The sequence below is a fragment of the Noviherbaspirillum aerium genome (assembly GCF_008929045.1).
In the GTDB taxonomy this organism is placed as follows: domain Bacteria; phylum Pseudomonadota; class Gammaproteobacteria; order Burkholderiales; family Burkholderiaceae_D; genus Noviherbaspirillum; species Noviherbaspirillum aerium.
Genome location: NZ_VFAH01000007.1, coordinates 201111 through 226619 on the forward strand (window position 1 = coordinate 201111; position 25509 = coordinate 226619).

A 25509-nucleotide genomic window follows, 5' to 3' on the forward strand; every position below is an offset into this window, starting at 1 on the left:
GCCCCTACCGCCCCTACCGCCCCTACCGCCCCGACCGCCTCTACGGCATCATGGGCGCCATGCGGGGCGGCGCGGCCCGCCCTTCTTCAAGTCTTGGGAAAAATTCTTCATGCATCATAACGTCAGCCTGATCGCCACCATTGCGGCCGCTCTGGGCCTCGCCCTCGTCATCGGCTTCATCGCCGTGAAGCTGAAACTGCCCGCCCTGGTGGGATATCTTCTCGCGGGCATCCTCATCGGCCCGCATACGCCCGGTTTCATTGCCGATGTCGACCTTGCTACCCAGCTTGCCGAAATCGGGGTCATGCTTCTCATGTTCGGCGTCGGCCTGCATTTTTCCCTCGACGACTTGATGGAGGTGAAGAAGATCGCGCTGCCCGGCGCCGTCCTTCAGATCGCGGTCGCCACCATGCTCGGCGTGGGACTGGCCATGGTCATGGGCTGGAGCATCGGCGCCGGCGTGGTATTCGGACTGTGCCTGTCGGTGGCGAGCACCGTGGTCCTGTTGCGCGCGCTCGAGGAGCGCGGCATCCTCGACTCCGTCAATGGGCGCATCGCGGTGGGATGGCTGGTCGTCGAGGACCTGGTCATGGTGCTGGTACTGGTGCTGTTGCCGGCCCTGTCCGGCTGGCTGGGAGGGAAGACGCCCCAGCCAGCCGATTCTCTCTGGACCACGCTGGTATTCACGCTGGGCCAGGTCGCCATTTTCATCGTGTTCATGCTGGCTGTCGGAAGAAAGCTGTTTCCCTGGCTGCTCTGGCAGGTGGCGCGCACCAATTCGCGCGAGCTGTTCACCTTGTGCGTCATTGCCGCGGCCGTCGGCATCGCCTATGGTTCGGCGAAGCTGTTCGGCGTGTCGTTCGCGCTGGGCGCCTTCTTCGCCGGCATGGTCTTGCGGGAATCCGAGCTCAGCCATCGGGCCGCCGAAGAATCGCTGCCGCTTCAGGAAGCGTTTTCCGTGCTGTTCTTCGTCTCGGTCGGCATGCTGTTCGATCCGCAGGTCATCATCCAGCAGCCGCTGCAGGTGCTTGTGGTGGTGCTGATCATCGTGCTGGGGAAATCGGCTGCCGCCTTCCTGCTGGTGCTGGCATTGCGCTACCCGCTGAACACGGCGCTGACGGTGTCTGCCAGCCTGGCCCAGATCGGCGAGTTTTCCTTCATTCTCGTCGCCCTTGGTCTTTCGCTGGAACTCCTGCCGCCGGAAGCGCAGAGCCTGGTACTGGCCGGCGCCATCCTGTCCATCGCACTCAATCCTTTCACCTTCAAGGCCATCGAGCCGGTGCAGCGATGGCTCAGGTCGAATTCCGACCTGGCCAGGAAGTTCGACCGGCGGGTGGACCCGCTGGCGGAACTGCCGATGGCGGTGCCGCAGGAAAAACTGAGCGGGCAGGTGGTGCTGGTCGGCTACGGGCGTGTCGGACGGCGCATCGGCGCCGCACTGGCCGCAAGAGACGTGAACTATGTCGTGGTCGAGGAAAACCGCGAGATCGTGCAATCGCTGCGCGAGAAGGACATTCCCGCGGTCGCAGGCAATGCCGCCGAACCGGCGGTGCTGATACAAGCCCATATTGCAAGGGCCAGCGTGCTGGTCATCGCCACGCCGGATACCTTCCATGTGCGCACGATGATGGAAATCGCGCTCGCGCTGAATCCCTCGATCGAGACTATCGTGCGCAGCCATAACGATGAGGAGGCGAGGCTGCTGCGCCGGGAAAGCGCATGCCGTGTCTTCATAGGCGAGCAGGAGCTTGCCAAGGGCATGACGCACTATATCCTCGAGCGGCTGTCGAAAAACTGATCCTGCGCTCATCATGCGGGGAACTCCAGCCCCACCTGTGTTCGGGCCGTATCCATCAGCCCGGAATCGGGCAAGGCACGTGGCTTTTTGCCAACGCAGGCAGGTTCCGACAAACCGCATGCGCTTGCGTCGCTCATCGCTTGATCATCGGTTGACCACCGGTTTGGCGCGGTCTGCCAGGGCTTGTTGTCATCGCAGCATGGAGGACAAGGCCTGATTGCAAGCCGCTGGCAATGAGACATGTATTTCTTACTCGTTTGAGTTCCCTCCCTTGCCGCGATATAATCCCGGCTCCTTGTATGTCACGGAATGGTCGCCGAAAGTGGCTCAGATTCGCTAAAGCAGGACCGAAACGAGTGTTCATGCAGATGGCGGCGTGAACGGGCGATACCGAAACGCCCGTGACGCTTGTCAGGCAAGCACAGTTCCCGCTTTTTCGATTTTGACGGTACCTGCCTATGACGCGAATGCCAACGCGTACCAACTTCCACAGTTCCGAGCTCATTCGCTGCCTCGCCGATCTGACCCTGGTCGATGCGGTCGATCCCGGGACGGCGTTCGCGGAAAAGCTGGGCCAGTGGATTCACTTTGCCGACGCGATCACCCTGTCCGCCGTGCACGGCGAGGGCATCGCGGCCTTGCCAAAAGCGCACTCCGGTGCGCATGCCGCGCATTCCACCGTTCGCGACGCCGCCGCTGCCGAATTCGAGCGCATCCAGACATTCCTGATCAATTCGATCACAAGGAGCTGCTCGCCCGGCCAGGGAAAGGCCTTCATCAGCCTGCCCGAACCGGAAACCGAACTGCCGCTCAATCCCGCGACGGCCTACCCGCCGTACCGCCGCTTCTACGAAGCGCATCAGCGCGACATGGAATCGAACATCCAGCCCCTGAGGGTCAATGTCCGCAATGCCGTCGCCAAGGCTTCGCCAGCGCTCAGGAAGCTTGCCGAGCTGGATGCGACGCTGGAAAAGATATTGCGCGATCGCGAGACGAAACTGCTCTCGAAAGTGCCGGTATTGCTCAAGAAGCGTTTCGAGCAATTATTCAAGGAACACCAGCAGAAGCTTGCTGAAACAGGGCAGGCGGACGATCCCGCCGCCTGGATGCAGCCGGGAAGCTGGCTGGCGCGCTTCTGCAACGACATGCAGGTGCTGCTGCTGGCCGAACTGGAATTCCGCCTGCAGCCGGCAATGGGACTCATTGAAGCATTCAAACAAGATACGCAATGAAAAGACTGAAACAACATTTATTCACGGTCGTCTTCATCCTCGGCGCGGCTGCGGTCGTGTGGGTTGGCGCGGGGTTCTTCGGCTCCAGTTTCCTGGCGCTGCTGATGACGGCCGTCATCGGCGCGGTCTACGCGTATGGTGCGCTCGAACTGCACCGGTTCCGCCAGGCGACAACCGCATTGTCGGCTGCGCTGGCGGCGATTCCCGACACGCTTTCCGACCTTGATGCCTGGCTGGCGAGCGTTCCCGCTTCCCTGCAGAATGCGGTCCGCCTGCGCATTGAAGGCGAACGCGTCGCCTTGCCCGGTCCTGCCCTTGCCCCCTACCTGGTAGGACTGCTGGTGATGCTGGGCATGCTCGGCACCTTCCTCGGCATGGTCGTCACGCTCAAGGGCGCCGTCTTCGCGCTCGAGAAAACGACCGATCTCGAGGCCATCCGCTCCGCGCTGTCGGTGCCGGTCTCCGGACTCGGACTGGCCTTCGGCACCTCGGTGGCCGGCGTTGCCGCCTCCGCGATGCTGGGCCTGATGTCGGCGCTCAGCCGGCGCGAAAGAATGCAGGCGGCGCAAGTGCTGGACACCAGGATCGCCACCGTACTGCGCCGTTTTTCCCTGACGCATCAGCGCCAGGAAACCTTCAAGGCGCTGCAGCTGCAGTCCGAGGCGCTGCCCCAGGTGGTCGGCAAGCTGCAGGCGATGATGACGCAGATGGACAGCATGAGCCAGCAGCTGAACCAGCGGCTGCTCAGCAACCAGGAAGAGTTCCACCGCAACGTCAAGGATGTCTATACCGATCTGGCGCGCGCAGTGGATAAATCCCTGCGCGACAGCCTGAGCCAGAGTGCGCATGCCGCCGGCGAAAGCATCAAGCCGGTGGTGGAAATCGCGATGAGCGGCGTCGCACGCGAAGCGAAGGCGATGCATGAACGCATGGCCGGTACGGTGCAGATGCAGCTCGACGGACTTTCCGCACGCTTCAGCGATACCGCCGCCACCGTCGCCCACACCTGGACCGAGGCGCTCAGGAACCAAGAGCAGGCGAGCGCAGCCGTCGTTGCCGATGTGGGCCGCTCGCTGCAGGCGTTCAACGACACTTTCGAACAGCGCGCGGCTGCCCTCGTCGCCACGGTGGGGCAGTCCTATACCAGCCTGCAGGCCGGCCAGGCGGAGCGCGACGCGCAGCGGCAGCAGGCATGGACGCAATCGCTGGAAGCCACGGCGGCGGCGCTCGCCGGGGAATTGCGGCAAACGGGCGCGCAAACCCTGGCCCAGCAGCAGGCTGTCTGCGACACCTTGGCCCGGATGGCCGGGGACGTGGCCGGACAGGTGCAGGCAGGCGCCGCCGGTACGCTGGCCGAAACGACGCGCCTGCTTGCCGGCGCCGAAGAATTGATGCGCTCCCGCATTGCCTCCGAAGCGCAATGGATGGAACAGCACCGCGAGCGCATGGAGCAGCTGGCGAGCCTGCTGCGCGACGAACTTGGCGCGCTCAGGAACGAGGAAGCCGCCCGCAGCGATGCGGCGGTGGAAAGGCTGGGGCAGCTGCAGACAGCGGTGACGGCGCATCTGACCACGCTGGGCACCGCACTCGAAGACCCGATCACGCGCCTGATTCACACGGCCTCGGAAGCACCGCGCGCCGCGGCGGAAGTGATTGCGCAACTGCGCCAACAGATTTCGGGCAGCGTCGCTCGCGACAACGAGCTGCTCGAGGAGCGCAGCCGCATCCTGGAAACACTGAACGGATTGCTGGAAGCGATCAATCATGCATCCCTTGAACAGCGCGGCGTGATCGATTCCCTGGTGGCGTCTTCCGCGGCGGCGCTCAATGCAACCGCCGGCGCGTTCTCGGATAAGGTCACCGCCGAAACGGCCAAGCTCGCCGACATTTCCGCGCATGTCACCAGCAGCGCCGTCGACGTGTCGAGCCTCGGCGAAACCCTGGGCTTTGCCGTCAACACCTTCAATGACGCCAATGAAAAGCTGATCGCCAGCCTGCAGCGCATTGAAAGCGCGATGGACAAGTCCATGTCGCGAAGCGATGAGCAGCTTGCCTATTACGTCGCACAGGCGCGTGAAATCATTGATCTGAGCATGATGTCGCAGAAGGAGATTTTTGAAGAACTGCGCCAGTTGCCGGCTAAACAGGCCATGGCTGCCGAAGAGGTCCGGTAATGGACGAGACTGACGCAAGCGTCGATCATGGCGCACCGGTCTGGGCCGCCTTCGGCGACCTGATGGCCAGCCTGCTGGGCGCATTCGTGCTGGTGCTGGTGGGCGTGGTCGCCGTGCAGATGGAACTGACATCGCACCTGCAGGACGAGGTGAAGAAGCGCCAGGTCGAGGAGCAGCGCCGCATGAGCCTGGAAAAGGCGCTGGCAATTCCGCTGGCCAGCGGACGCATCACCCTCAACAACGGCCGCATCGGCATCAGCGGGCAGGTGCTGTTCGAAGTCAATTCCGATCAGCTGCAGCCCGAAGGCCGGCAATTGCTGAAGAGCCTGGTGACGCCGCTCTCGGCTTATCTCGGAGCGCGCAGCGAGATGCTGATGGTGAGCGGATTCACCGATGACAAATCCATACGCGGCGGTCGTTTTGCCGACAACTGGGAATTGTCGGCCCAGCGCGCGCTGACGGTGACGCGCACCCTGATCGACGAGGGCATGCCGTCCTCGATGGTGTTCGCGGCGGCCTTCGGCGCCGAGCAGCCGGTGGTGCCCAATACCGATGCCGCCGCGCGCGCGCAGAACCGGCGGGTGGAAATGGCGCCGGTGCCCAAAACCGCCAGCACCGCCAGCACCGCCAGCACCGCCAGCACCGCCAGCACTACCAGCACCGCCAGCACTACCAGCACCGGCAATCCCGTTCCATGAGTGCGCCCGACCAGCGACACAGCGGGGATGCGCCGGCGGCCTCCCTGAACGCCATCCCGGATTTCAATGCGTCGATCGCTTCCCTGCGCGCGGCCGGCGCCGACCGCTTCGACCCTATTGGACTGCACTATCTCGAAGCGCTTGCCCGGCGCGCATCGGCCCAGGAGGGAAGCGTCAGGCGCCTGCTTGACGCCAGGCTGGCGCAGGCGCTGGCGACGTTCAGGGAACGCTTCGCCCTTGCGCAGGCCGATGCCGTCGACATGCTGGAACAAAGCCTGCAGCAATATCCGCAGGCGGCGGGAGAGCTGAAGCGGCTGCATGCCGCCGGTGATTTCAAAGGCATGCGCAAGCTTGTTCTCGACCTGAAAACGCCGCAGCCGACCGCTTCCCTGGGAACGCTGGTGCGCCGGCTGGAACAGCATTCCCCCGATGATGCCGAAGGCGGCGTGCGAAAACATGCGGCAATGCGTCCCGAACTGAAGACCATACGGAGCTTCCAGAAAACCCTGGCAAGACTGAGCGTGCACAAGCAGGTGGCCCAGGCGATCGAGCAGGCGCCGAAGAATGCCGGACCAATCAATTCCCACATGCTGGTGCTGCGCTCGCTGGCCCTGATGCGCGATATTTCCCCGGACTATCTCAACCGCTTCATTTCCTACGCGGATACCTTGCTCTGCCTGGACCAGGGCGAGAAGGACAGGCTGGCTCCAGCCAAAAAGTCCCAGGCGGCGAAGACAGCGAAGAAATAGCAAAGCCCCAAGCCGATTCGGCTGAGCCGGCGGAGAAGGCAAAGTCACGCGAATTCAGGGACAATCTGCCAGGCTGCAATCAGGCCGGTCTTGTTGAAAACGAAAGGAATGCAGGTTTCATGCTAGCTATGCGGAACGACGAAAACCCATCGAGCGGGAAAGGAGGCGCCGAAATGACAAGGAATGGCAATGCCGGGCTTCCCCTCCCCGGCCGGCGACATGGCCCGCGATGGTCCGCCGTGCTCATGGCATTGTTGTGCTGTGCTGCCGTTCTGGCCGCCCTGGCGGCGGAAATCAGGCGCTGGTCCGACAATTCGGAAGAGAGCAACGCACTTCACCTGACCGAAGCGGCCGGGCATCGGCAAGTCCGGATTGCCAAGCTGTCCGATTCGCTCATCCCCATGCCGCAGGGTGTGCCATCGGCGCATGCCAGTTCCCTGGCGCCCGCGGTAGGCGATGAAATGCTTGCCTTCTGGTGGGCAGGCAGCCGCGAGAGCGGCCCCGATGTGAAAATTTATTCATCACGCTGGCAGGGCGGCAGCTGGGGCGCGCCGCGCGAAGTCGCCAGCCGGGAATCATTGGGCGAGGAACTTGGATTCGGCATCCGCCGCATCGGCAACCCGGTCGCATGGGCGGCCCGCGACGGCACGATCCATCTTTTCGTCGTGGCCACGGGACTGGGCGGCTGGGCCGCATCCCGCATCGTGCATCTTGTGTCAGACAATCATGGAGAAGATTTCAAGGTCGACAGGATGCTCCCGATGTCGCCCCTGTTCAACACCAGCGTGCTGGTCCGGACCACGCCCGTCGGCATGGCTGACGGGGGCTGGTGGCTGCCAGCCTACTTCGAGCTTGGCATCAAGTATCCGATGATCATGGCCTTCGACGACGACGGCAGCCCCGAGTGGATTGCACGCATCGGCAAACGCACCACCACCCTGCAGCCGGCCATCGTGCCGATATCGGATTTCGAAGCATATGCCTGGATGCGGGACGCCAGCGACGAGCAGCGTCTGCAACAGGCCATCAGCCGCGACGGCGGAGTCAGCTGGGAAGACCTTCCCGCGCTGGACCTGCCCAACCACAGTACGTCCGTGGCGGCCCTGCGGCTCGCCGGGGGAGGCTTTGTGCTGTTGCACAACCATGTCATGGAGGGCGGGTCTTCCCGCAACATGCTGCGTCTGTCGTATTCGCGGGATGCCCGGTCCTGGGAGTACCTCTTCGACGTGGCGCACGGGGACGCGGGCGAGGAATTCTCCTATCCCACCCTGCAGCAGGTCGGCGATGAACTGCATGTGACCTATACATCGCAGCGCACGGCGATCGCGCATCATGTCTACCGGATCGCGTATGACGAGGAACCGCAATGACCCTACCCGAGCTTGAGTGGCAGATCATCTATGGCAGATGCGCCTGGGCCATCGTTACCGCGGCATTGGCCGTCTCCCTCTGGCCGCGCGCATGGAAACTTTCGCGCATCGGCATATTGATCATCCTGGCCGGCGCCGCCGCGCTGAAGGCGCTGCCGGATGACGCCTCGCCGGCTTACTGGCTGGGCCTGGCCTTTCAGTGGCCGAGCGCGGCGCTGGTGGGGCTTTGCCTGGTCAAGCTGCACTTCGCATGGCAAGGCCGGACCGGCGCGGCCATGACCTCCGGCCTGGCCTGGGTGCTGGCGCTTGCGGGCGCCGCCCTTTACATCGACGCCATCGGCTGGATTTCCCAGGGCTTCTATTTCTGGGGCTTCGGTCCGAACGGCGCGCCCGCGCTTGCCCTGTTCTTCGGCTTTGCCTGTGCGGTGGCCGCGATCCGTGGCCGTGCGCGGCCGCAGGCGCTCGCGCTGCTTTTCGCATTGGTGACTTTCTCGGTCTTGCGCCTGCCCACCGGTAATCTTTGGGATGCCCTGCTCGACCCGATCCTGTGGGGCTGGGCCATCCTGGCGCTGCTCCGCCAATGCCGGAATTGGCAGGCGCGGAAATTACGCAGCCTCGCGGAAGCGGAAGTCCCGGCGCCGCAGGCGAAGACCTGATGCCAATCCCAAGCCATGCCATGAGAGAGCGCCTTTTCCGCCTTGCCAGGCGCAAGATATCGATCCCGTTCTGTACGGTATGACCCGGGATTGGAGTGAGCGGGTTCAGGATCAATCAATATATCAATCAAGTTCAAAGGGAGCAGTGTTGTGGAACGTTCTAGTCCTTATCTTCATCCGGTAATTGCGACAGCCATCGTTATCAATAGCGGGGTGCTGGCGCTGGCGCTGCTCGGATCCGGCTCCGACCCCGCGCCATTGTGGCGCCTGCTGGGAGAGGATGGCCTCGTCGAGTGGATGCAGTTCCTGTGCTTCTCCGTGCTGGCGCTGCTGCTCGGATTCGTTGCGGTGGACCGCGCCGCCCGCTCATCCTGGATGCGCCTGGAAGTGATCGGCATAGCAGGATTGAGCCTGCTGGTCGCACTGGCCGCGCTGGAGGAAATCAGCTGGTTCCAGCGCGTGCTGGGGATCGAGTCGCCCGAATTCTTCCGCCAGAACAACCGGCAGTTCGAAACGAACCTGCATAACCTGGCACTGGGCAGTGCCAGCCTTCACAAAACCATCCTGGTGAAGCTCATCTTCCTTGTCGGGATCACCCATAACGTCATCTTGCCGCTGCTCGCCCGTTCCAGGCCGGCCCTCAAGCGCTGGGTGGAATCGTTCGGCCTGTATCTCCCGCCGCTGTCGGCGGCGTTCGCCTACCTCCTGCTTGTCCTGCTCTCGCATCTGCTGATCGAGCATCCGCGCAAGGGCGAACTGGGCGAGATGTTCGGCGCCGTGCATTATCTGTCCACGGTCTTCGCGGCCTATCTCATCGGCATGGGCTACGGCAGCCCCGCGGTCCTGGAGAACAAGGCGGACGGCCGGCGCGTATCCATCCTGTTTGCGATGCTGATGGTGTTCCTGCTATTCGTATCCTGGCTGCTGGGCGCGGCCTATGCGCCGGGCCAGGGCTGAGCCGGGCGAATCGATCGCCGGCCAGAAGAACGGCACATCCCGTTCGATGTAGCGCCGGTACGGTTCGCCATAAGCCTCCCGCAGCCGTAGTTCCTCATGCTTCGATCCGAGCACGAGGTACAGCGTGCCGACCAAGTTGAATGCCAGCCGCCGCGTTGTCATGCGGGGCGTCAGCCAGAAGATGGGAATGCCGGCGAAATTCAATGGATGCCGGCTATGCAGGAAAGGGCCGCCGATGCCGAGTTCGCCATCCTGCTTCAGTTCCGGGCCCTGTGCGGCGGGGCCCGGGGGTATCGGCAAGCCCTGCCGCCACGCCTGCAGGTTGGCATAGCCTGACCATTGCGCGACGCCGACCTCCTTCAATCCCACCAGAAGATAGGCCACGCCCGCCGCCTGGCCGATGCGCAGCGCCAGCGCGCCCGGCCCTTCCACCCGATACAGCGTATCCGACGGCAGGCGCGAGCCATAGGCCAGCAGTGCGCCGAAGCCGGCGAGCGACTGGACGACGAAGAATACCCGGTAAGTCGCATCGCGCCGTTGCTCGCCCAGCCATCGGGCGGCGATCCGCTTTGCGCTGCGGGTGGCGAGCATGCTGTGCACGGCGGCAAAGGCAAGAGCGGCTAGTCCCATCCGGGTAACGGTACGCATGGCAAGCTCTCCCGTCATCCGGCTGGCGAGGGCGGTGAAGACGGTGAAGGCGCCAAAACCGGAGCGGTGCCGCGCCGGGCTTCGCTCAGGAACTTGAGCAGTGCCCGGTTGACCTCGTCCGGCGCTTCGTTCGGCGCCCAGTGGCCCGCATCGCGCAGCCGATGGATGCGAACCCGCGGCGCGAAACGCTGCAAGCCTTCGAGCAGGAAAGCGCCCAGCGACGGATCCTTCTCGCCCCAGATGACCAGCACCGGCGCATCGGTGCGCGCATGCCTGGCGAGCGCCATCGCTCCGGGGCGGGCATTGATCCGGTAGTAATCCAGTGCCGCCTTCAATGCCCCCGGCTGCGACAGCGTGTGCACGAAGCCGTCGATCTCGTCGTCATCGAAGGCAGGCTTGCGGTAAGGCATGGTCTTGAACATGCGCCTCACCGCCAGAAAGTCGCGCGCGGCCAGCAGGCGCTCCGGCAGGAATGGCAATTGAAAGAAGGCGGCGTACAGGCTGCGCACCGCTTGCGATGTCCGCCAGGCTTTTTCCGCATAGATCTGCATGTGGGGTGCGTTCAGGATGATCAGCCGGTCGAGCAGCTCGGGATAGGCGCCGGCGAAAGCCCAGGCAATGACGCCGCCCCAGTCGTGTCCCGCCACCACGGCACGCGGATGGCCGGTAGCCTTGACGATGCAGGCGACATCTTGCGCCAGAAAACGCAGATGATAGTCCTCGCGCCGGGGCGGGACGTCGGAAGGCGGATAGCCGCGCAGGTTGGGCGCCCAGACCGAAAAGCCGGCGGCGACCAGGGGCTCGATCTGGAATCGCCAGACATGGCGGTTTTCCGGAAAGCCGTGCAGCAGGATGACCGGCGGACCGTCTCCGCTCACCTCCGCGTGCAGGAAAACGCCAGCGCAGTCTATGCGTTCGTGGCGGATCGGGGTTCGCATCACCGGCGATGCCTTGCAGGAAAAGCCGCGCGCCGCCGCGGTTCGCCACGCAGCTTGCCCGGAGCGCGCAGCCTCATACCTCGACTTCCGCCTTTGTATAGTGCGGATCGCTTTCCTTCAGGGCGTCGCGCAAGTCTTCGGCCATGTTTTCCAGTTCCGCGATCAGGGCCGCGACTTGCAGTCCGATGAACAGTCGCATGTAAATCATGCGTTTGCGCTTTCTCATTTTCATGTCGGCATCCTCCTGATTCAATGGTTGCAATCGCGCAGCATTCCGCAAGGCAGGTCATCAAGGTCCGCCCGGCGAGCGCAAGTGCATTCAGTAGGCAATCGGAAGGCGGGCGAGTTCCGCTACGCCTGCCGCTCGACCTCGAAGCTCCCCTCCAGCATGCGCACCAGGTAAAGCTCGTCGAAGCCTTCATCCATCATCGGCCGCTGCAGGCGCTTGAGCGTGCCGAACAGGCCCGCCGGGGGAACGACATGCTTTCCATCCCGCTGCGCATTGCGCTTCTCGGAGGCGGCGGGATCGGGTTCGAAGAAGTAGCCGATCACGCGAAAGCGGGCTTTCCTTGCCGCTTCGATATAACGGGTCCTGTCTTCGCGTGCGGGATTGGTATTGTCGACGACGAAGCGCTGCCGGCTGGACAGGCAGGCTTGCAGGAACAGTGCCTCGCGGTGCCGGGTCTTCAGCAGATCGAGGCTGATGCGCACATGCGTATCGAAGAAATGCTGCCGGTAAAACGTGCTCTTGCCGCTGGCCTGGATGCCGATGAACAGGAGCATTTCCATGGATGCCGTGCCGCTGCAGATGACTTCATTTCGCCTCGCCGAGCAGGCGCAGGAATTGTTGCCTGACGATGTCGTAGCATTCGCAGCTTGCCTGTTCAAGCCCGGGCCGGTCGAGCACGGTGATGACGCCGCGCTTGTATTCGATCAATCCCTGGTCCTGCAACTTGCCGGCAACCAGCGTGACGCTGGGACGGTGAACGCCGAGCATGGAAGCGAGATATTCATGCGTGAGCTGGAAAGAGGCATGGTGCATGCGGTCATGGCTCATCAGTACCCAGCGCGCAAACCGCTGTTCGACCGAATGCAACGCGTTGCAAGCCACCGATTGCGAGACTTGCGCAAGATAGGCTTGCAGGTAACGCAGGCACAGCCTGCGCAAGGGCGTGTCGCCCGCCGTCAATGCGAGAAATCGTTCCGAGCTCATGCGCAGGGCCTCTCCCGGAATCTGGCAGACGGTAGAGGTGACGGCGGTGCCGTTGCCTGCAAGCAGGTCAATGGAGGAAAACCCCTCGTGGCCGACGGTGCCGACTTCAATCGTGGAGCCGTTGGCCATGGTGGTCAGGATGGAGTGCTCGCCGGTCAGCGGGAAATAGGCATGCCGGATAGGGCCGTCCCGTTCGAACAGCCTGAAATGCAAGGGGGTTGGTATGTATTCGAGGTCGGCGACAAGCTGCTGATACGCTTCGTCGGGCAGCATGGCCAGCAATGAATTCCGGCACTCCTGCCTCGACTGCGGAACATGCGTCATGAAAGCCTCCGGGCAAAAGTGAAAGGTTGACAAGGTTTCACTGGCTACGACAAGTCAACCGCCGCAAAGTTTGCCAGGCTGCCGGAGTGGAACGGATGAAGTTGGGCCAAGGCAAGGCAAAGCATATGGCCATGCATGACATGCCTGTCTTGCCGACAGGTAGGATGAAGAACGACGCCAAATAAAAAAGGGCGAACCTTGCGGCCCGCCCGTCAAACGCAGGTACTCTTTACGCCTTGACTGTTTCCCTGACTGTCTGAATCTGACAGGCTCAGACGAACTTGCCCAGCTTCTTCTCGACCGCAGCCCGTACCGAACCGGTGGTAATGAAGGAGCGCGCGATCTGGATATCGTTGTGGAACCAGCGGTCGCCTTCCAGGCAGGCCGGGATCTGGCGGCGAATCTCGTCATACGCGGCCTGCGTGCCCTGGCCGAGCACGAAGCCGGGCAGCAGCGGCTCGGTCATGGTCAGGCCCTGCGCCGCAAACAGCATCTCTACGCCGACGATGTACTGGGTGTTCTCGATCACGGTCGCCGCCTTGCGTGCGCACCAGGTCGAATTGGAGATATGGTCTTCGCTGTTTCCCTTGGCCGGGATGCTGTCGACGCTGCCCGGCATGCACAGCGTGCGGTTCTCCATCACCAGCGCGCTCATCGAGCACTGCACCACCGGATAGCCGGTATTGACGCCGCGAATGCCGGTCATCAGGTTGCGCGGCAGGCCCCACGACAGGGTCGGATCGATCAGGCGGTTGACGCGGCGCTCGACGATGCTGCCGAGATCGGTGACGGCCATCGCCAGCAGGTCCATGGCCTGCGCCAGATACTGGCCGTGGAAGTTGCCGCCGGAAATGATCTCGAAGCCGCCGCCGTCCTTCGAGAAGATCAGCGGATTGTCGGTCGCGGAATTGATCTCGCGCGATACGATGGTGTCGATATAGTCGAGCGCATCGAAGACCGGGCCGTAGACCTGCGGCGCGCAGCGCAGCGAGTACACATCCTGGATGCGCGGCGTGTAGGGAATGTCGGTGCGGCGCAGCTCTTCCGGGAACTGCACGGCGCGCGCTTCATGCGTGGTACGGGTGGAGCCCTTGAGCAGGTTGCGCATGATGGCCGCGGTCTTGATCTGGCCGACATGCGGGCGGGCCTGGTGGATGCGGTCGTCGAAGGCCGACATTTCGGCGCGCATCGCTTCCAGCGTCAGGCCGAGCGACAGGCAGGCATCCGACAGCAGGTTGCGCGAATCATGCGCGGCCAGCACGGCGACGGCGAGCGATACCGTGCAGCCGTTGATCAGCGCCGATGCATCCTTGGCCTTGAGGTCGAACTTGACCGGACCGACGCCGGACTCGGTAATCGCCTGCGGCGCGCTCATGCGCTTGCCCTTGTACATGACTTCCGCTTCCTCGAAGCCGGCAATGGCGGCGCCGAGATAGGCCAGCGGCGCCAGGTCGCCGGAGGCGCCGACCGAGCCCTTCTGCGGCATCAGCGGATGGATGCCGGCATTGATGAAGGCCAGCAGGCGGTCCACCACTTCCACGCGCGGCGCCGAATAGTTGCTGGCGAAGGCGTTGGCGCGCAGCAGCATGGTGGCGCGGCTGACTTCCTCGGAGAAGGGCTCGCCCATGCCGGCGGCATGCGCCTTGATCAGCTGGGTCTGGAACAGTTCGATGTGCTCGACCTTGATGCGGGTGTCCTTGAGCAGGCCGACGCCGGTGTTGAAGCTGTACATCATCGGCGCTTCATCGTGCATCCAGGTCGCTTCGATATAGTCGCGGCTCTCCTTGAGCGCGGCGCGGGAAGACTGGGCGAGATCGACCTTCACGCTCGGATCGCGTGCAATGGCAACCACCTGTTCCGCTGTGAGATTGAAACCGTCGATAAGAATTGTTGTCATGATGGTCACCGTGTAACGTTGGGTTTGTGAGGCGCATTGCGCCGGAATTGGATGAGAACGGTTTCACCCTGGCCTGCTTCCGCCTCAGCCTTCGGCTCAGCCAGGCCGGTCAGGGCGAGAACGCTCTAGCGGTTGCGAACCTTGAAGTTTTCGACGAAGCCGGCGAATACCCGGGCCGCGATGTCCGCATCTTCGGCCGTCATGATTTCATCCGGATGGTGGCTGATGCCGCCATTGCCGCAGCGGACGAACAGCATCGCCACATCGGTCAGGCTGGCGATGGCCATTGCATCATGGCCGGCGCCGGAAGGCAGGTGGCGCACCGGCAGGCCGGCCTGGGTAATCGCGGCGCCCAATTGTTCCTGCAGCCAGCCGGCGCAGGGCACGCTCTTCGCCTCATGGGTGCGGTTGATGTCCAGGCTGACCTTGCGGCGCGCGCCGATGGCCTGCATTTCATTGATCACATCGCTCACCGCCGCCTCGCGCACCGCGTCGGTCTCGGCGCGGATATCTATGGTGAACACGGCCTTGCCCGGCACCACGTTGGCGGCGCCGTTCGGCACTTCCAGCTGGCCGACGGTGCCGACCAGGCCCGCAATGCCGGAGCAGCGCTTCTCGATATACAAGCCGATTTCAGCGGCCGTCATCGCCGCGTCGCGGCGCAGGCTCATCGGCACCGTGCCGGCATGCCCGGCAAGGCCGGTGGCCTGCACCAGGAAGCGGCTGGCGCCGGAAATCGCGGTCACCACGCCGACCGGGAGGTTTTCGTCGAGCAGCACCGGCCCCTGTTCGATATGCACTTCCATGAAGCCGAGCACCTTCTCGCGCTGGTAGGCGGCGCGCGGAAGCTCGTCGGGATTAAAGCCGGCCGCATGCATCACCTGGCGCATGGTCTGGTCGTTGCCGTCGCGCTTGTCGAGCACGCCGTAGTCGAAGCTGCCGGCGATCGCGCGGCTGCCCAGCAGGGTCGCCTTGAAGCGCACGCCTTCTTCCTCGGCGAAGCCGATCACCTCGATCGCAAACGGAAAGCGCCTGCCGGCCTTGTTCCATTCCGCGATGCACGCGATCGGCAGCAGGATGCCGAGATTGCCGTCGTATTTGCCGGCGTCGCGCACCGTATCGAAGTGGGAACCGGTCAGCAATGCCGGCGCTCCGGGAGCCGTGCCCTCGTAGCGGCCGATCACATTGCCGGCGGCATCGCGCCGCACGCTCATGCCGGCCTCGCGCATCCACTGCGACAGCTGTTCGGCGGCCCCGGCATGGGCGGCGGTAAGGTAGGTGCGGGTGAGCATGCCTTCCGCCTCGCTATGGCCCGCCAGCTCGTCGGCCCAGCGCATGATGATTGCTCCGGTACTGCCTGCATGATTCATGGTTTCTCCTTGTGCGCTGCCGGGTACATGCCCCGTCTCCAACTGTTGAAAAGTATAATATCGTATTCAAACATTGTATACAAAAACTTTGCGCAAAATCGGTGTGCCTGGACTGCCGACTGCTATATTATCTATAAGCGACGGCATATTGCCGGTCGCCCGGGTAATGCTCTAATACAGTGCATCCAGGGTATGCGGCGGGTTGCCTGAAGCGGCGCAATGTTGCTTTCATGTTAAGCTCGCGTCGCCTGATTGACTTGTTTTCGTCCCTTTATGGTTAAGCCACGTACAGAAGAAGAACCGGCCGCAGCGAAAAGCGCCAATGAAATCGCCGAAGACATCGCCGCCGCCATCGCCGCGCGCCAGCTGCCGCCCGGCACCAAGCTGCGCGAGGAAGCGCTGTCGCGCCTGTATTCCGTCAGCCGCACCAAGATTCGGGCAGCGCTCCTGACCTTGTCCAAGGACAAGCTGATCAACATCATTCCCGACCGTGGCGCCTTCGTCAGCCAGCCTACCGAGACCGAGGCGCGCGAGATCTTCGCCACACGCCGCATTCTTGAGGCGGCGATGGCCAGGGAATTCATCGCCAAGGCGAAGCCGGCCGATTACCGGATGCTGGAAAAGCATCTCAAGGCGGAACGCGCCGCCATCAGCGGCAGGGATTCGAAAGCCCGCTCGCAGCTGCTGGGCGACTTCCATGTGCTGCTGGCCGAAGTGGTCGGCAACCAGGTCCTGACCGAAATTCTCAAGGAACTGGTGGCGCGCAGTTCGCTCATCACCATGCTCTACCAGTCCGATCTCGACGCGGTCTGCTCATCGGACGAACACATGGAATTCCTCGAGGCGGCCAAGGCCGGAAAGGTGGACCGCGCCGTCAAGCTGATCCTTGAACATCTCGATCATGTCGAGTCCGCCCTGCATTTCGACAAGAGCGTGGAAGACAGCAGGAAGGATCTGGTCTCGGTGCTGCTGGCCTGAGATCTGCCAAGCCTGCGCGAAATCACGGCCATACGCCACCGCGCTTTACAGAATTGAATTCAGGCAGTGGGCAGTGATGCTGTCGAGAGAAAGTGCCCTGCCATTCGCGGACGTCGCGTGAACATCGCGCCGATAGTCAGCCCGCAAGCCGGTCTCTTCATGCCTCCGCGGGCAGATCCTGCTGCAGGAAGCGTTCGAACTTGTCGGCCGGCAGCGGCTTGCTGAAGTAATAGCCCTGCACCTGGTCGCACTTGTTTTCCTTCAGGTAGTTGAGCTGTTCCACGGTTTCCACGCCTTCCGCGATGACTTGCAGGCGCAGGTTGTGCGCAAGCGAGATGACTGACATCACGATCATCGCATTGTCCGGGTCGGTGGTGAGATCCCGCACGAAGGACTGGTCGACCTTGAGCACGTCTATGGGGAACTGCTTCAGATACGACAGGCTGGAAAAGCCCGTGCCGAAATCGTCGATCGACAGGTGGACATCGATGTTCTTCAGCTCGTGCAATGTGCGGATGGTGTGCTGCACATCCACCATCACCGTGCTTTCGGTAATTTCCAGTTCCAGGTTGCTCGGATCGAGCCCGCTTTCGGCCAGCGTGTTCTGGATCGTGCGTACCAGGTTAGGCTGGCTGAACTGGCGCGCCGACAGATTGATCGCGATGCGCAGTTGTCCCAGTCCGGCCTGCTCCCATTTCCTTGCCTGGCTGCAGGCGGTGCGCAACACCCACTCGCCGATGGCGCCGATCAGTCCGGTTTCCTCGGCCAGCGCCACGAAGTCGGATGGCGGAATCAGGCCGAGTTCCGGATGCTGCCAGCGGATCAGCGTCTCGGCGCCGACCACGCGCCCGGTGTTGACGTCCACCTGAGGCTGGTAGTACAGCAGCAGTTCCTGCCGCTCCAGCGCGCGCCGCAGGTCGCCTTCCAGCCGCAGGCGCTTGGCGGCGCGTTCATGCATGCGCGGCGCGTAGAACTGGAAATTGTTGCGTCCCTTTTCCTTGGCGCTGTACATCGCGATGTCGGCGTGCGTGAGCAGGGTTTCGAAATCCTCGCCGTCGGTTGGATACACCGCAATGCCGACGCTGCAGGTCGGGAAGAAATCCTTGCCGTCCACCGGCACCGGACGGGCCAGCGCCTGCATCACCCGCTGCACCACCTTGGCCGATTCGGCCACGTCTTCGGACTCGGGCAGCACCAGCACGAACTCGTCGCCGCCGTAGCGTGCCACGGTATCGGTATCGCGCACCGCGCGCTTGAGGCGGGAGGCGATGGTCTTGAGCACCAGGTCGCCGGCGCGGTGGCCCATGCTGTCGTTGACGAACTTGAAGCGGTCGATATCCATGAAGGCCACGCACACCAGTTCGCCATGGCGCGCCGCCATCGTCAGCGCCTGCGTGACCCGGTCGCGCAGCAGGTTGCGGTTGGCGATGCCGGTCAGCAGGTCGTAATTGGCCTGGAACTCCAGCTCATCCTGATAACGCCGCATCTCGGTGATGTCGTACTGCGTGATCACGAAGTGGCTGACGCTGCCGTTATCGATGGCTACCGGTGCCACATACACGTCGCTCCAGAATTGCGAGCCGTCGCGCCGGTGCTGCGACACGATGGCATGGGACTGCGTGCCCGCATGCAGCGCGGCACGCAGGTCGGCGAGGCCGGGCTGGTCCTCGCCCGTGCGGGCCAATAGCGCGAACGGTTTGCCGACGACATCATCGGCGTCGTAGCCGGAGATCCGTTCAAACGCAGGATTGACATACTCGATTGAAAAATGCGGGCGGCGCGCCGAAACGATGATGATCGCATTGGCACTGGCTTCGATCGCGCTCTGGCGCAGCTGCAGGTCCTCGCTTGCGAGCCGCAGCTCCGCGGTGCGCTGCTCCACGAGGCGTTCGATTTTCCGTTCCCGGTTGGCCGCGGCCCGGCGATTGTTCGCCGCGAACAGGGTTATCAGCATGCCGAACAGCAGCACCAGCAGCGAACCGCGATGGCTGTAGATGAAGGTCGACGAGTTGCCCGACACCTGCACATGCCAGGCCGTGCCGCCCACGTCGAAGGATTCGCTGACCAGCATCGGCGGCTCCAGCACCCTGCGCAGGAGGCCCGCCTGCGGTTCATCCGGCCCTTCCTCGGCAGCATGATGCTGGAAGGCGAGATGCTTGTCCTGCGGCGATACTGCCGCCGAGATGCTGATGTCTATCCCCGGCATCGACAGCGCTTCCTTGCCGAGAATCTTGCCCACCAGGCTCTTCGAATTGAAGACCGCCTGCGTCACGCCGAACATGGCGCGCCGGCGGTCCTCCGCCGAGCCTAGCGGCATGTCCCTGCGATACAGCGGCATGATCACGAAAAATGTGGGTTCGCGGGAATCCGCCATGAGCAGCTGCACGATGCCCGTGGCCGACGGCTTGCCGCTTTCCACAGCGCGCCAGGTAGCGGCGGCGCGCTGCGGGTTGAACAGTGCATCGTTGCCGATGCGGATGTCATTGTTTTCCTGCGGTGCGATATAGACGGTCGGCAGGTAGATGTCGCGCGTGCCGGCCGGGACGAAACCGCGATCCTTGAATTCGGTGATCTGATATCCCGGAAAGACGCGGCGCATCGAGGATTCGAAACGCCTGCGTTCCGCTGCCGTTACAAAGCGGTGATAGGTGAAGCCTTCAATATAGGGCTGCCGCTCGAGTAGCGGAAGGGTGAAGGTCTGGAATTCTTCGCGCGTGACTTCGCCTACCGCCGCAAACAGTTGGTTGACTGCCTGCAGGCTGGCAATGGCATCGCCGACTCCTTGCTGCACGTCGGCAATATAACTTTCCGCTCGCCTGCGGAAATCCAGATTCGCCTTGTCGCTCTCGAGTTCGAAGGTAAAGACAAATAGCGCGATTGTCGTGATGAGGCCGAGGATGAAGGTGGCTGCCGCGGCCAGACCAGGCGAGCGCATGCGGTTTTGATGCGACATGAATGCTGCGTATCCCTTGCAATGCTCCCTGAAGCGGTGCTTGTTTTTTTGCCATCATACTGGATGCGCTTCGATGTTGGCGCACTTGCGCGCCATGGCATGGAGTTTGCGCAACAAGCCTTGCGCTTTCTTCTGCGAAATTGCTTGAGCGAAAGGAAACGGTTGCAAAGATGTCACATTGCCGAGCAGCTGGCGGCACAGGTTCGGCAGGCTTCCGCGCAACGGGCCATCTCGCCATCGGGATCGGCATGCTCTTCGCAAAGGGCGGCGCAGGCATTGCAGATTTCCGCGCATTCCTTGGCAAGGTGCATGTGATGCGGCGAGCGGCGCGTCATGAAGTCGGCATGCACCAGGCAGATTTGCGCGCAGTCAAGCAGCGCCACCAGATGCTTTGCCTCGCTGTGCACATGGCCGCCATGCAGGACATGGGCCGCGGTTTCGGTGCAGAGGCGGTGACATGCCAGACAGTTGTCAAGGCACTGCTTCATTTCGGGACTCATTGCTTGGGCCATGCTCATTCTCCTTATCACGTGACAATGCCGGCCGGGCAGTACACATGCTTCGCAAATGTCTGCAAGGCCGCGGCATGAAAGAGTTAACAAGTTGATAGGTACTTTTCACCGTAAAAGGTTCACGGCCAGCTTCACGGCTGCGCTCACTTCAAAATTGTTTGCACCGCCGCATTGCTGCGAGACCCTCCGCATGCACTTCGCAATGTGCATTTCGCAATCGTCATCGGCAATCGCGAACCGGTGAAGACAGCATTCCGGCTTCAGGAGCCGTAGGCATGCAGCAAGAATTGCTGCAGCGCTTCGGCCGGCGCACTCAGCGCGACGCCTTGCCGCCACAGGACGCCGGCTTCCATGTGCGGCACCACGTCGAAAATCGGCCGCGCCTCGATGCGCTTGCCTTCCAGCGACCAGGGGCGGAATACCATGTCCGACAATACCGTTACGCCGAAACCGTGGGCCACAAGTCCGCGCACCGCCTCGATGGAACTGGTGCGGAACACGATGTTCGGTTTCAGGCGCTTGGATTTCCAGTAGGCGAAGGTGGAGGCCTCGGCTTCGTCGGCAGTCACCAGGATGTAAGGGTGCTGCGCGATATCCTTGAGCGAAGGAGAGGCGAGTTGCGCGAGCGGATGTTCCGGCGCCATCCACAACTGGCGTCTCGAACGAACCAGGATGGCATGTCCGAAACGGTTGAGTTTCTGCACGTTGGACAGGATCGCCACGCCCAGCTCCACTTCGCCCTTGCTCACCGCCTCCTCGATGCCCGGCCTGTCCATGTCGCGCAGATCGATTTCCACATCGGGATAACTGGCTCGAAAGCGCGCCAGCAGCTCCGGCAGGAAATAGCCGAGCACCGTGTACGACGCGGCGACGCGGACCGTGCCGCGCAGGTTGTTGGCGCGGAAGCGCGGCTTGTGCATTGCATCACGCACCGAATCAAGGATATGGCGCGCGTGATGGAAGAAATCCTCGCCGTCGGCGGTCAGCGCGACGCCCTGCGGCAGCCGGTCGAACAGGCGCACGCCGAGCTGCTGTTCCAGCGCGAGGACGGCATTGGTGATGGCTGACTGGGAGACATGTTCATTGCTTGCCGCCATCGAGAACTGCCCGGTGCGCGCCGCGGCGACGAAATAACGCAGCTGCCTGAGAGTGACATTTTCCGCCATGTGAATTTCGAATACCAGAGTTGTGTATTTGTGATTTTACGATAGCTTGCGGGATTACTATACTGAACTTACAGCCCCAAAAAGGATGGAGACATTAGCGATGAACGCACCCCTGACATCGGATCAGCGCAAGCTGCTCGACAACATTTCCCTGGACGACAAATTCACGCTGGAGCGCGGACGCGCCTTCATCACCGGCACGCAGGCGCTGATCCGCCTGCCGATGATGCAGCGCCAGCGCGACGTGGCGGCCGGCCTGAACACCGCCGGCTATATCACCGGCTACCGCGGTTCGCCGCTCGGCAACGTCGACATGACCGCCATGAAGGCGAAGAAGTATCTTGAGCAGCATCATGTGCAGTTTCATCCGGGAATGAACGAGGATCTCGCGGCCACGGCGGTCTGGGGCACGCAGCAGGTCAATCTCTTCCCCGACGCCAAGTACGACGGCGTATTCTCCATGTGGTACGGCAAGGGCCCCGGCGTGGACCGCTGCGGCGACGTCTTCAAGCATGCCAACATGGCGGGCACCGACAAGCATGGCGGCGTGCTGGTGCTGGCCGGCGACGACCATGCGGCCAAATCCTCCACCACCGCCCACCAGAGCGAGCACATACTCAAGGCTTGCGGCATCCCGGTGCTCTATCCGTCTTCCGTGCAGGAATATCTCGATTACGGCCTGCACGGCTGGGCGCTGTCGCGCTATACCGGCCTGTGGGTCTCGATGAAATGCGTGACCGACATCGTCGAATCCGGCGCCTCGGTCGACCTCGCGCCGGAGCGCGTCAACATCGTCATTCCCGAAGACTTCGAACTGCCTCCCGGCGGGCTCAACATCCGCTATCCGGATGCCGTGCTCGACCAGGAAGCGCGGATGAACAATTACAAGTGGTATGCGGCGCTGGCCTATGTGCGCGCCAACAAGCTCAACCAGATCATCTGGGACAGCCCGCGCGCCCGCATCGGCATCGTTACCGCCGGCAAGTCCTATCTCGACACCCGCCAGGCGCTCGACGACCTCGGCATTGATGAAGGCGTCGCCCGCGAGATCGGCATCCGCCTCTACAAGATCGGCATGACTTGGCCGCTCGAAGCCGAAGGCGTACGCCACTTCGCGCAGGGCCTGGAGGAAATCCTGGTGGTCGAGGAAAAGCGGCAGATCCTGGAATACCAGCTCAAGGAAGAGCTCTACAACTGGCGCGACGACGTGCGCCCGCGCGTGGTCGGCAAGTTCGACGACACCGGCGAATGGAGCGGCAACCACCGCGAAGGCCATGGCAACTGGCTGCTGCCGGCGACCTATGAACTGAACCCGGCGCAGATCGCGCGCGCCATCGCGGCGCGCATCTCGAAATATTTCTCCGGCCATCCGATCGAGCAGCGCGTCAAGGAGCGCATCGCCTACCTCGAAGCGAAAGAGGCAGTGCTCAAGGTCGGCAGCGGCAAGCCCGATCCGAACAAGGACCGCATCCCGCATTTCTGCTCGGGTTGCCCGCACAACACATCGACCAAGGTGCCGGAAGGCAGCCGCGCGCTGGCCGGCATCGGCTGCCATTACATGGTGCTGTGGATGGACCGCCAGACTTCCACCTTCACCCACATGGGCGCCGAAGGCGTGACCTGGGTCGGCCATGCGCCGTTCACCAGCGAAAAGCATGTCTTCGCCAACCTCGGCGACGGCACCTATTTCCATTCCGGCCTGCTGGCGATCCGCGCCGCGGTCTCGGCCAAGGTCAACATGACCTACAAGATCCTGTTCAACGACGCGGTCGCCATGACCGGCGGCCAAACCTTCGACGGCCCGCTCGATCCGGCCACCATCTCGCGCCAGATCGCGGCCGAAGGCGTGCATCCCATCATCGTCGTCACCGACGAGCCGGAGAAGTATCCGGCCGGCGTCAACTGGGCGCCGGGCGTGACCATCCGCCATCGCGACGAACTCGATGCGGTGCAGAAGGAACTGCGCGAGGTCAAGGGCGTATCCGCCATGATCTACGACCAGACCTGCGCTTCGGAGAAACGCCGCCGCCGGAAAAAAATCGGCAAGGACGGCAAGCCCGGCTATCCCGATCCGGCCAAGCGCGCCGTCATCAATGAAGCCGTGTGCGAAGGCTGCGGCGACTGCAGCGTGCAGTCGAACTGCCTGTCGATCGAGCCGCTGGAAACCGAGTTCGGCCGCAAGCGCCAGATCAACCAGTCGTCCTGCAACAAGGATTTTTCCTGCGTCAAGGGTTTTTGCCCGAGCTTCGTCACCGTCGAAGGCGGCCAGCTGAAGAAGCCGAAGAAAGCCGCCGTTGCCCAGGATGCCGGCGCGAAGAAGCTGCCGATCCTCGACGGCAGCAACCTGCCGTATCCAGCGCTGCCGACCACGGCCGAGCCGTTCGGCATTCTCGTCACCGGCATCGGCGGCACCGGCGTCGTCACCGTCGGCCAGATCCTGGCGATGGCGGCGCACGTCGAAGGCAAGGGCTGCTCGGTGCTCGACATGAGCGGCCTGGCGCAGAAGGGCGGCCCGGTGATGTCGCATGTGCGCCTGGCCGACAGTCCGGACAAGATCCATTCGACCCGCGTCGGCACCGGCGCGGCCGACCTCGTGATCGGCTGCGACATGATCGTCACCGGCAGCCGCGATGCCTTGTCGCGCATGGGCGAAGGACGCACCCATGCCGCGGTCAACGGTACCGGCAGCCCGACCGCCGCCTTCGTCAAGAACCCCGACTGGAAATTCCCGGGGCAGGCGGTCGAAGCCGACATCCGCAATGCCTGCGGCAGCGACAACGTCGATTTCGTCGATGCCGGCAAGGTGGCCACCGCACTGATGGGCGACAGCATCGCCACCAACATGTTCATGCTCGGCTATGTCTGGCAGAAGGGTTGGGTGCCGCTGTCCGAAGCCGCCGTGATCAGGGCGATCGAACTCAACGGCGTCTCGGTGGACTTCAACAAGCAAGCCTTCATCTGGGGCCGCAATGCGGCGCATGATTGGGCCGCGGTCGCGCGTCTTGCCAAGGTCGACGACACGGCGGCGCAGGTGATCGAATTCAAGCGTTCGCCTTCGCTCGACGATGTGATCGCCGCGCGCGTCGATTACCTGACCAAGTACCAGAATGCCGCCTACGCCCAGCAGTATCGGGAGTTCGTCGAGCAGGTGCGGACGGCGGAGCGCAATGCCGCCGGCGACAAGTCGCACAAGCTGACCAGCGCGGTCGCCCATTACCTGTACAAGCTGATGGCCTACAAGGACGAGTACGAAGTCGCGCGCCTGCATGCCGACACCGCATTCAAGGCCAAGATCGACGGCATGTTCGAAGGCGATTACAAGATCAAGTTCCATCTCGCCCCGCCCCTGCTGGCCAAGCGCGACGCCGAAGGCCACCTGATCAAGAAGGAATACGGCCCGTGGATGCTGAAGGCCTTCGGCATGCTTGCGAAGATGAAGGTCTTGCGCGGCACGGCGCTCGATGTGTTCGGCTATACCGAGGAACGCAAGACCGAGCGTGCGCTGATCGGCCAGTACAGGCAGACGGTCGCGGCATTGCTGCCGAAACTGACGCCGGACAACCTGGCGACGGCAACCGCGATCGCCAGCATTCCGGACGCCATTCGCGGCTTCGGCCATGTGAAGGAAAGGCATCTGAAGGCGGCGCGGGAAAAGGAAGCGGCGCTGCTGAAGGAGTTCGACGCGCCGGCGGCAAAGGGAACGACGACCGCGCACGCGGCGTAATTGATCAATCGGCGGCGGGCGCACGGGCAGGTTTGCACGGGCTTTGCGTCCCGCCGTTCGGGTTGATCATCAAGTCGCGCACGACCGGCCGTGCAGGCCTCCGTGCCTGCACGGATCGTTTCATCAATTTCTAAAAAACAATTCTGGTTTTA

The 25509-nt window shown here is 63.0% G+C and carries 20 protein-coding genes; 10 read left to right on the top strand and 10 right to left on the bottom strand.

Features of this window, described 5'->3' with window-relative positions; all coding sequences use genetic code 11:
- Positions 1-109: 109 nt before the first annotated feature.
- From ybaL to FH061_RS12890, 8 genes are all read left to right on the top strand, one after another.
- Positions 110-1798 carry a YbaL family putative K(+) efflux transporter gene (gene ybaL, locus FH061_RS12855; RefSeq protein ID WP_151636224.1) on the top strand — a complete coding sequence of 563 codons (1689 nt, stop codon included), beginning with the start codon at positions 110-112 and terminating at the stop codon, positions 1796-1798.
- Between the two features lie 467 nt (positions 1799-2265).
- Positions 2266-3030 (top strand): DUF3348 domain-containing protein, encoded by a 765-nt coding sequence (locus tag FH061_RS12860; protein ID WP_192805047.1) that lies wholly within the window; start codon positions 2266-2268, stop codon positions 3028-3030.
- Positions 3027-5204 (top strand): DUF802 domain-containing protein, encoded by a 2178-nt coding sequence (locus FH061_RS12865; protein ID WP_151636226.1) that lies wholly within the window; start codon positions 3027-3029, stop codon positions 5202-5204. Before FH061_RS12860 ends, FH061_RS12865 begins: the two co-directional genes overlap by 4 nt.
- Positions 5204-5902: an OmpA family protein gene (locus FH061_RS12870; RefSeq protein ID WP_151636227.1), complete on the top strand. Its 699-nt coding sequence runs from the start codon at positions 5204-5206 to the stop codon at positions 5900-5902. The genes FH061_RS12865 and FH061_RS12870 overlap by 1 nt, the downstream gene beginning before the upstream one ends.
- Positions 5899-6651 (top strand): DUF2894 domain-containing protein, encoded by a 753-nt coding sequence (locus FH061_RS12875; RefSeq protein ID WP_151636228.1) that lies wholly within the window; start codon positions 5899-5901, stop codon positions 6649-6651. The genes FH061_RS12870 and FH061_RS12875 overlap by 4 nt, the downstream gene beginning before the upstream one ends.
- Before the next feature lie 173 nt (positions 6652-6824).
- On the top strand, positions 6825-8021 hold the full coding sequence (locus tag FH061_RS12880) for a sialidase family protein (protein WP_225984638.1): 1197 nt from the start codon (positions 6825-6827) through the stop codon (positions 8019-8021).
- Positions 8018-8677, top strand: a complete 660-nt coding sequence (locus tag FH061_RS12885; RefSeq protein WP_151636229.1) for a hypothetical protein — start codon at positions 8018-8020, stop codon at positions 8675-8677. The genes FH061_RS12880 and FH061_RS12885 overlap by 4 nt, the downstream gene beginning before the upstream one ends.
- Positions 8678-8827: 150 nt before the next feature.
- A complete protein-coding gene (locus FH061_RS12890) occupies positions 8828-9634 on the top strand; it encodes a hypothetical protein (RefSeq protein WP_225984639.1) in 807 nt (268 codons plus the stop codon).
- Here the strand turns inward: FH061_RS12890 and FH061_RS12895 are convergent.
- The 7 genes from FH061_RS12895 to FH061_RS12920 form a co-directional block, all read right to left on the bottom strand.
- Positions 9584-10282 carry a methyltransferase family protein gene (locus FH061_RS12895; RefSeq protein WP_151636230.1) on the bottom strand — a complete coding sequence of 233 codons (699 nt, stop codon included), beginning with the start codon at positions 10280-10282 and terminating at the stop codon, positions 9584-9586. The two genes, FH061_RS12890 and FH061_RS12895, sit on opposite strands and share 51 nt — an antisense overlap.
- A 14-nt stretch (positions 10283-10296) precedes the next feature.
- On the bottom strand, positions 10297-11220 hold the full coding sequence (locus FH061_RS12900) for an alpha/beta fold hydrolase (protein WP_151636231.1): 924 nt from the start codon (positions 11218-11220) through the stop codon (positions 10297-10299).
- A 73-nt stretch (positions 11221-11293) separates the two neighbouring features.
- Positions 11294-11452 (bottom strand): hypothetical protein, encoded by a 159-nt coding sequence (locus FH061_RS30455; protein ID WP_192805048.1) that lies wholly within the window; start codon positions 11450-11452, stop codon positions 11294-11296.
- 119 nt (positions 11453-11571) lie between these two features.
- Entirely contained in the window at positions 11572-12009 is a 438-nt protein-coding gene (locus FH061_RS12905) for an AAA family ATPase (protein WP_151636232.1), read from the bottom strand.
- A gap of 25 nt (positions 12010-12034) precedes the next feature.
- Entirely contained in the window at positions 12035-12757 is a 723-nt protein-coding gene (locus FH061_RS12910) for a Crp/Fnr family transcriptional regulator (protein ID WP_151636233.1), read from the bottom strand.
- A 271-nt stretch (positions 12758-13028) separates the two neighbouring features.
- Complete coding sequence (locus tag FH061_RS12915) at positions 13029-14654, bottom strand: HAL/PAL/TAL family ammonia-lyase (protein ID WP_151636234.1); 1626 nt, start codon at positions 14652-14654, stop codon at positions 13029-13031.
- 125 nt (positions 14655-14779) lie between these two features.
- Positions 14780-16024, bottom strand: coding sequence for an allantoate amidohydrolase (locus FH061_RS12920; RefSeq protein WP_151636235.1), 1245 nt, complete (start codon positions 16022-16024; stop codon positions 14780-14782).
- A gap of 273 nt (positions 16025-16297) precedes the next feature.
- Here FH061_RS12920 and FH061_RS12925 point away from each other — a divergent pair, with 273 nt between their 5' ends.
- Positions 16298-17002: a GntR family transcriptional regulator gene (locus FH061_RS12925; protein WP_151636236.1), complete on the top strand. Its 705-nt coding sequence runs from the start codon at positions 16298-16300 to the stop codon at positions 17000-17002.
- Between the two features lie 157 nt (positions 17003-17159).
- On the opposite strand, the gene FH061_RS12930 is transcribed toward FH061_RS12925, so the two are convergent.
- The 3 genes from FH061_RS12930 to FH061_RS12940 all read right to left on the bottom strand — a co-directional run bounded on the left by FH061_RS12930 (position 17160) and on the right by FH061_RS12940 (position 21633).
- Positions 17160-19955, bottom strand: a complete 2796-nt coding sequence (locus FH061_RS12930) for a bifunctional diguanylate cyclase/phosphodiesterase (RefSeq protein ID WP_225984640.1) — start codon at positions 19953-19955, stop codon at positions 17160-17162.
- 173 nt (positions 19956-20128) lie between these two features.
- A complete protein-coding gene (locus FH061_RS12935; RefSeq protein WP_192805049.1) occupies positions 20129-20467 on the bottom strand; it encodes a four-helix bundle copper-binding protein in 339 nt (112 codons plus the stop codon).
- A 260-nt stretch (positions 20468-20727) separates the two neighbouring features.
- Entirely contained in the window at positions 20728-21633 is a 906-nt protein-coding gene (locus FH061_RS12940; protein ID WP_151636237.1) for a LysR substrate-binding domain-containing protein, read from the bottom strand.
- A gap of 100 nt (positions 21634-21733) precedes the next feature.
- Between FH061_RS12940 and FH061_RS12945 the strand changes: the two genes are divergently transcribed.
- Positions 21734-25357: an indolepyruvate ferredoxin oxidoreductase family protein gene (locus tag FH061_RS12945; protein WP_151636238.1), complete on the top strand. Its 3624-nt coding sequence runs from the start codon at positions 21734-21736 to the stop codon at positions 25355-25357.
- The last annotated feature ends 152 nt before the right edge of the window (positions 25358-25509 follow it).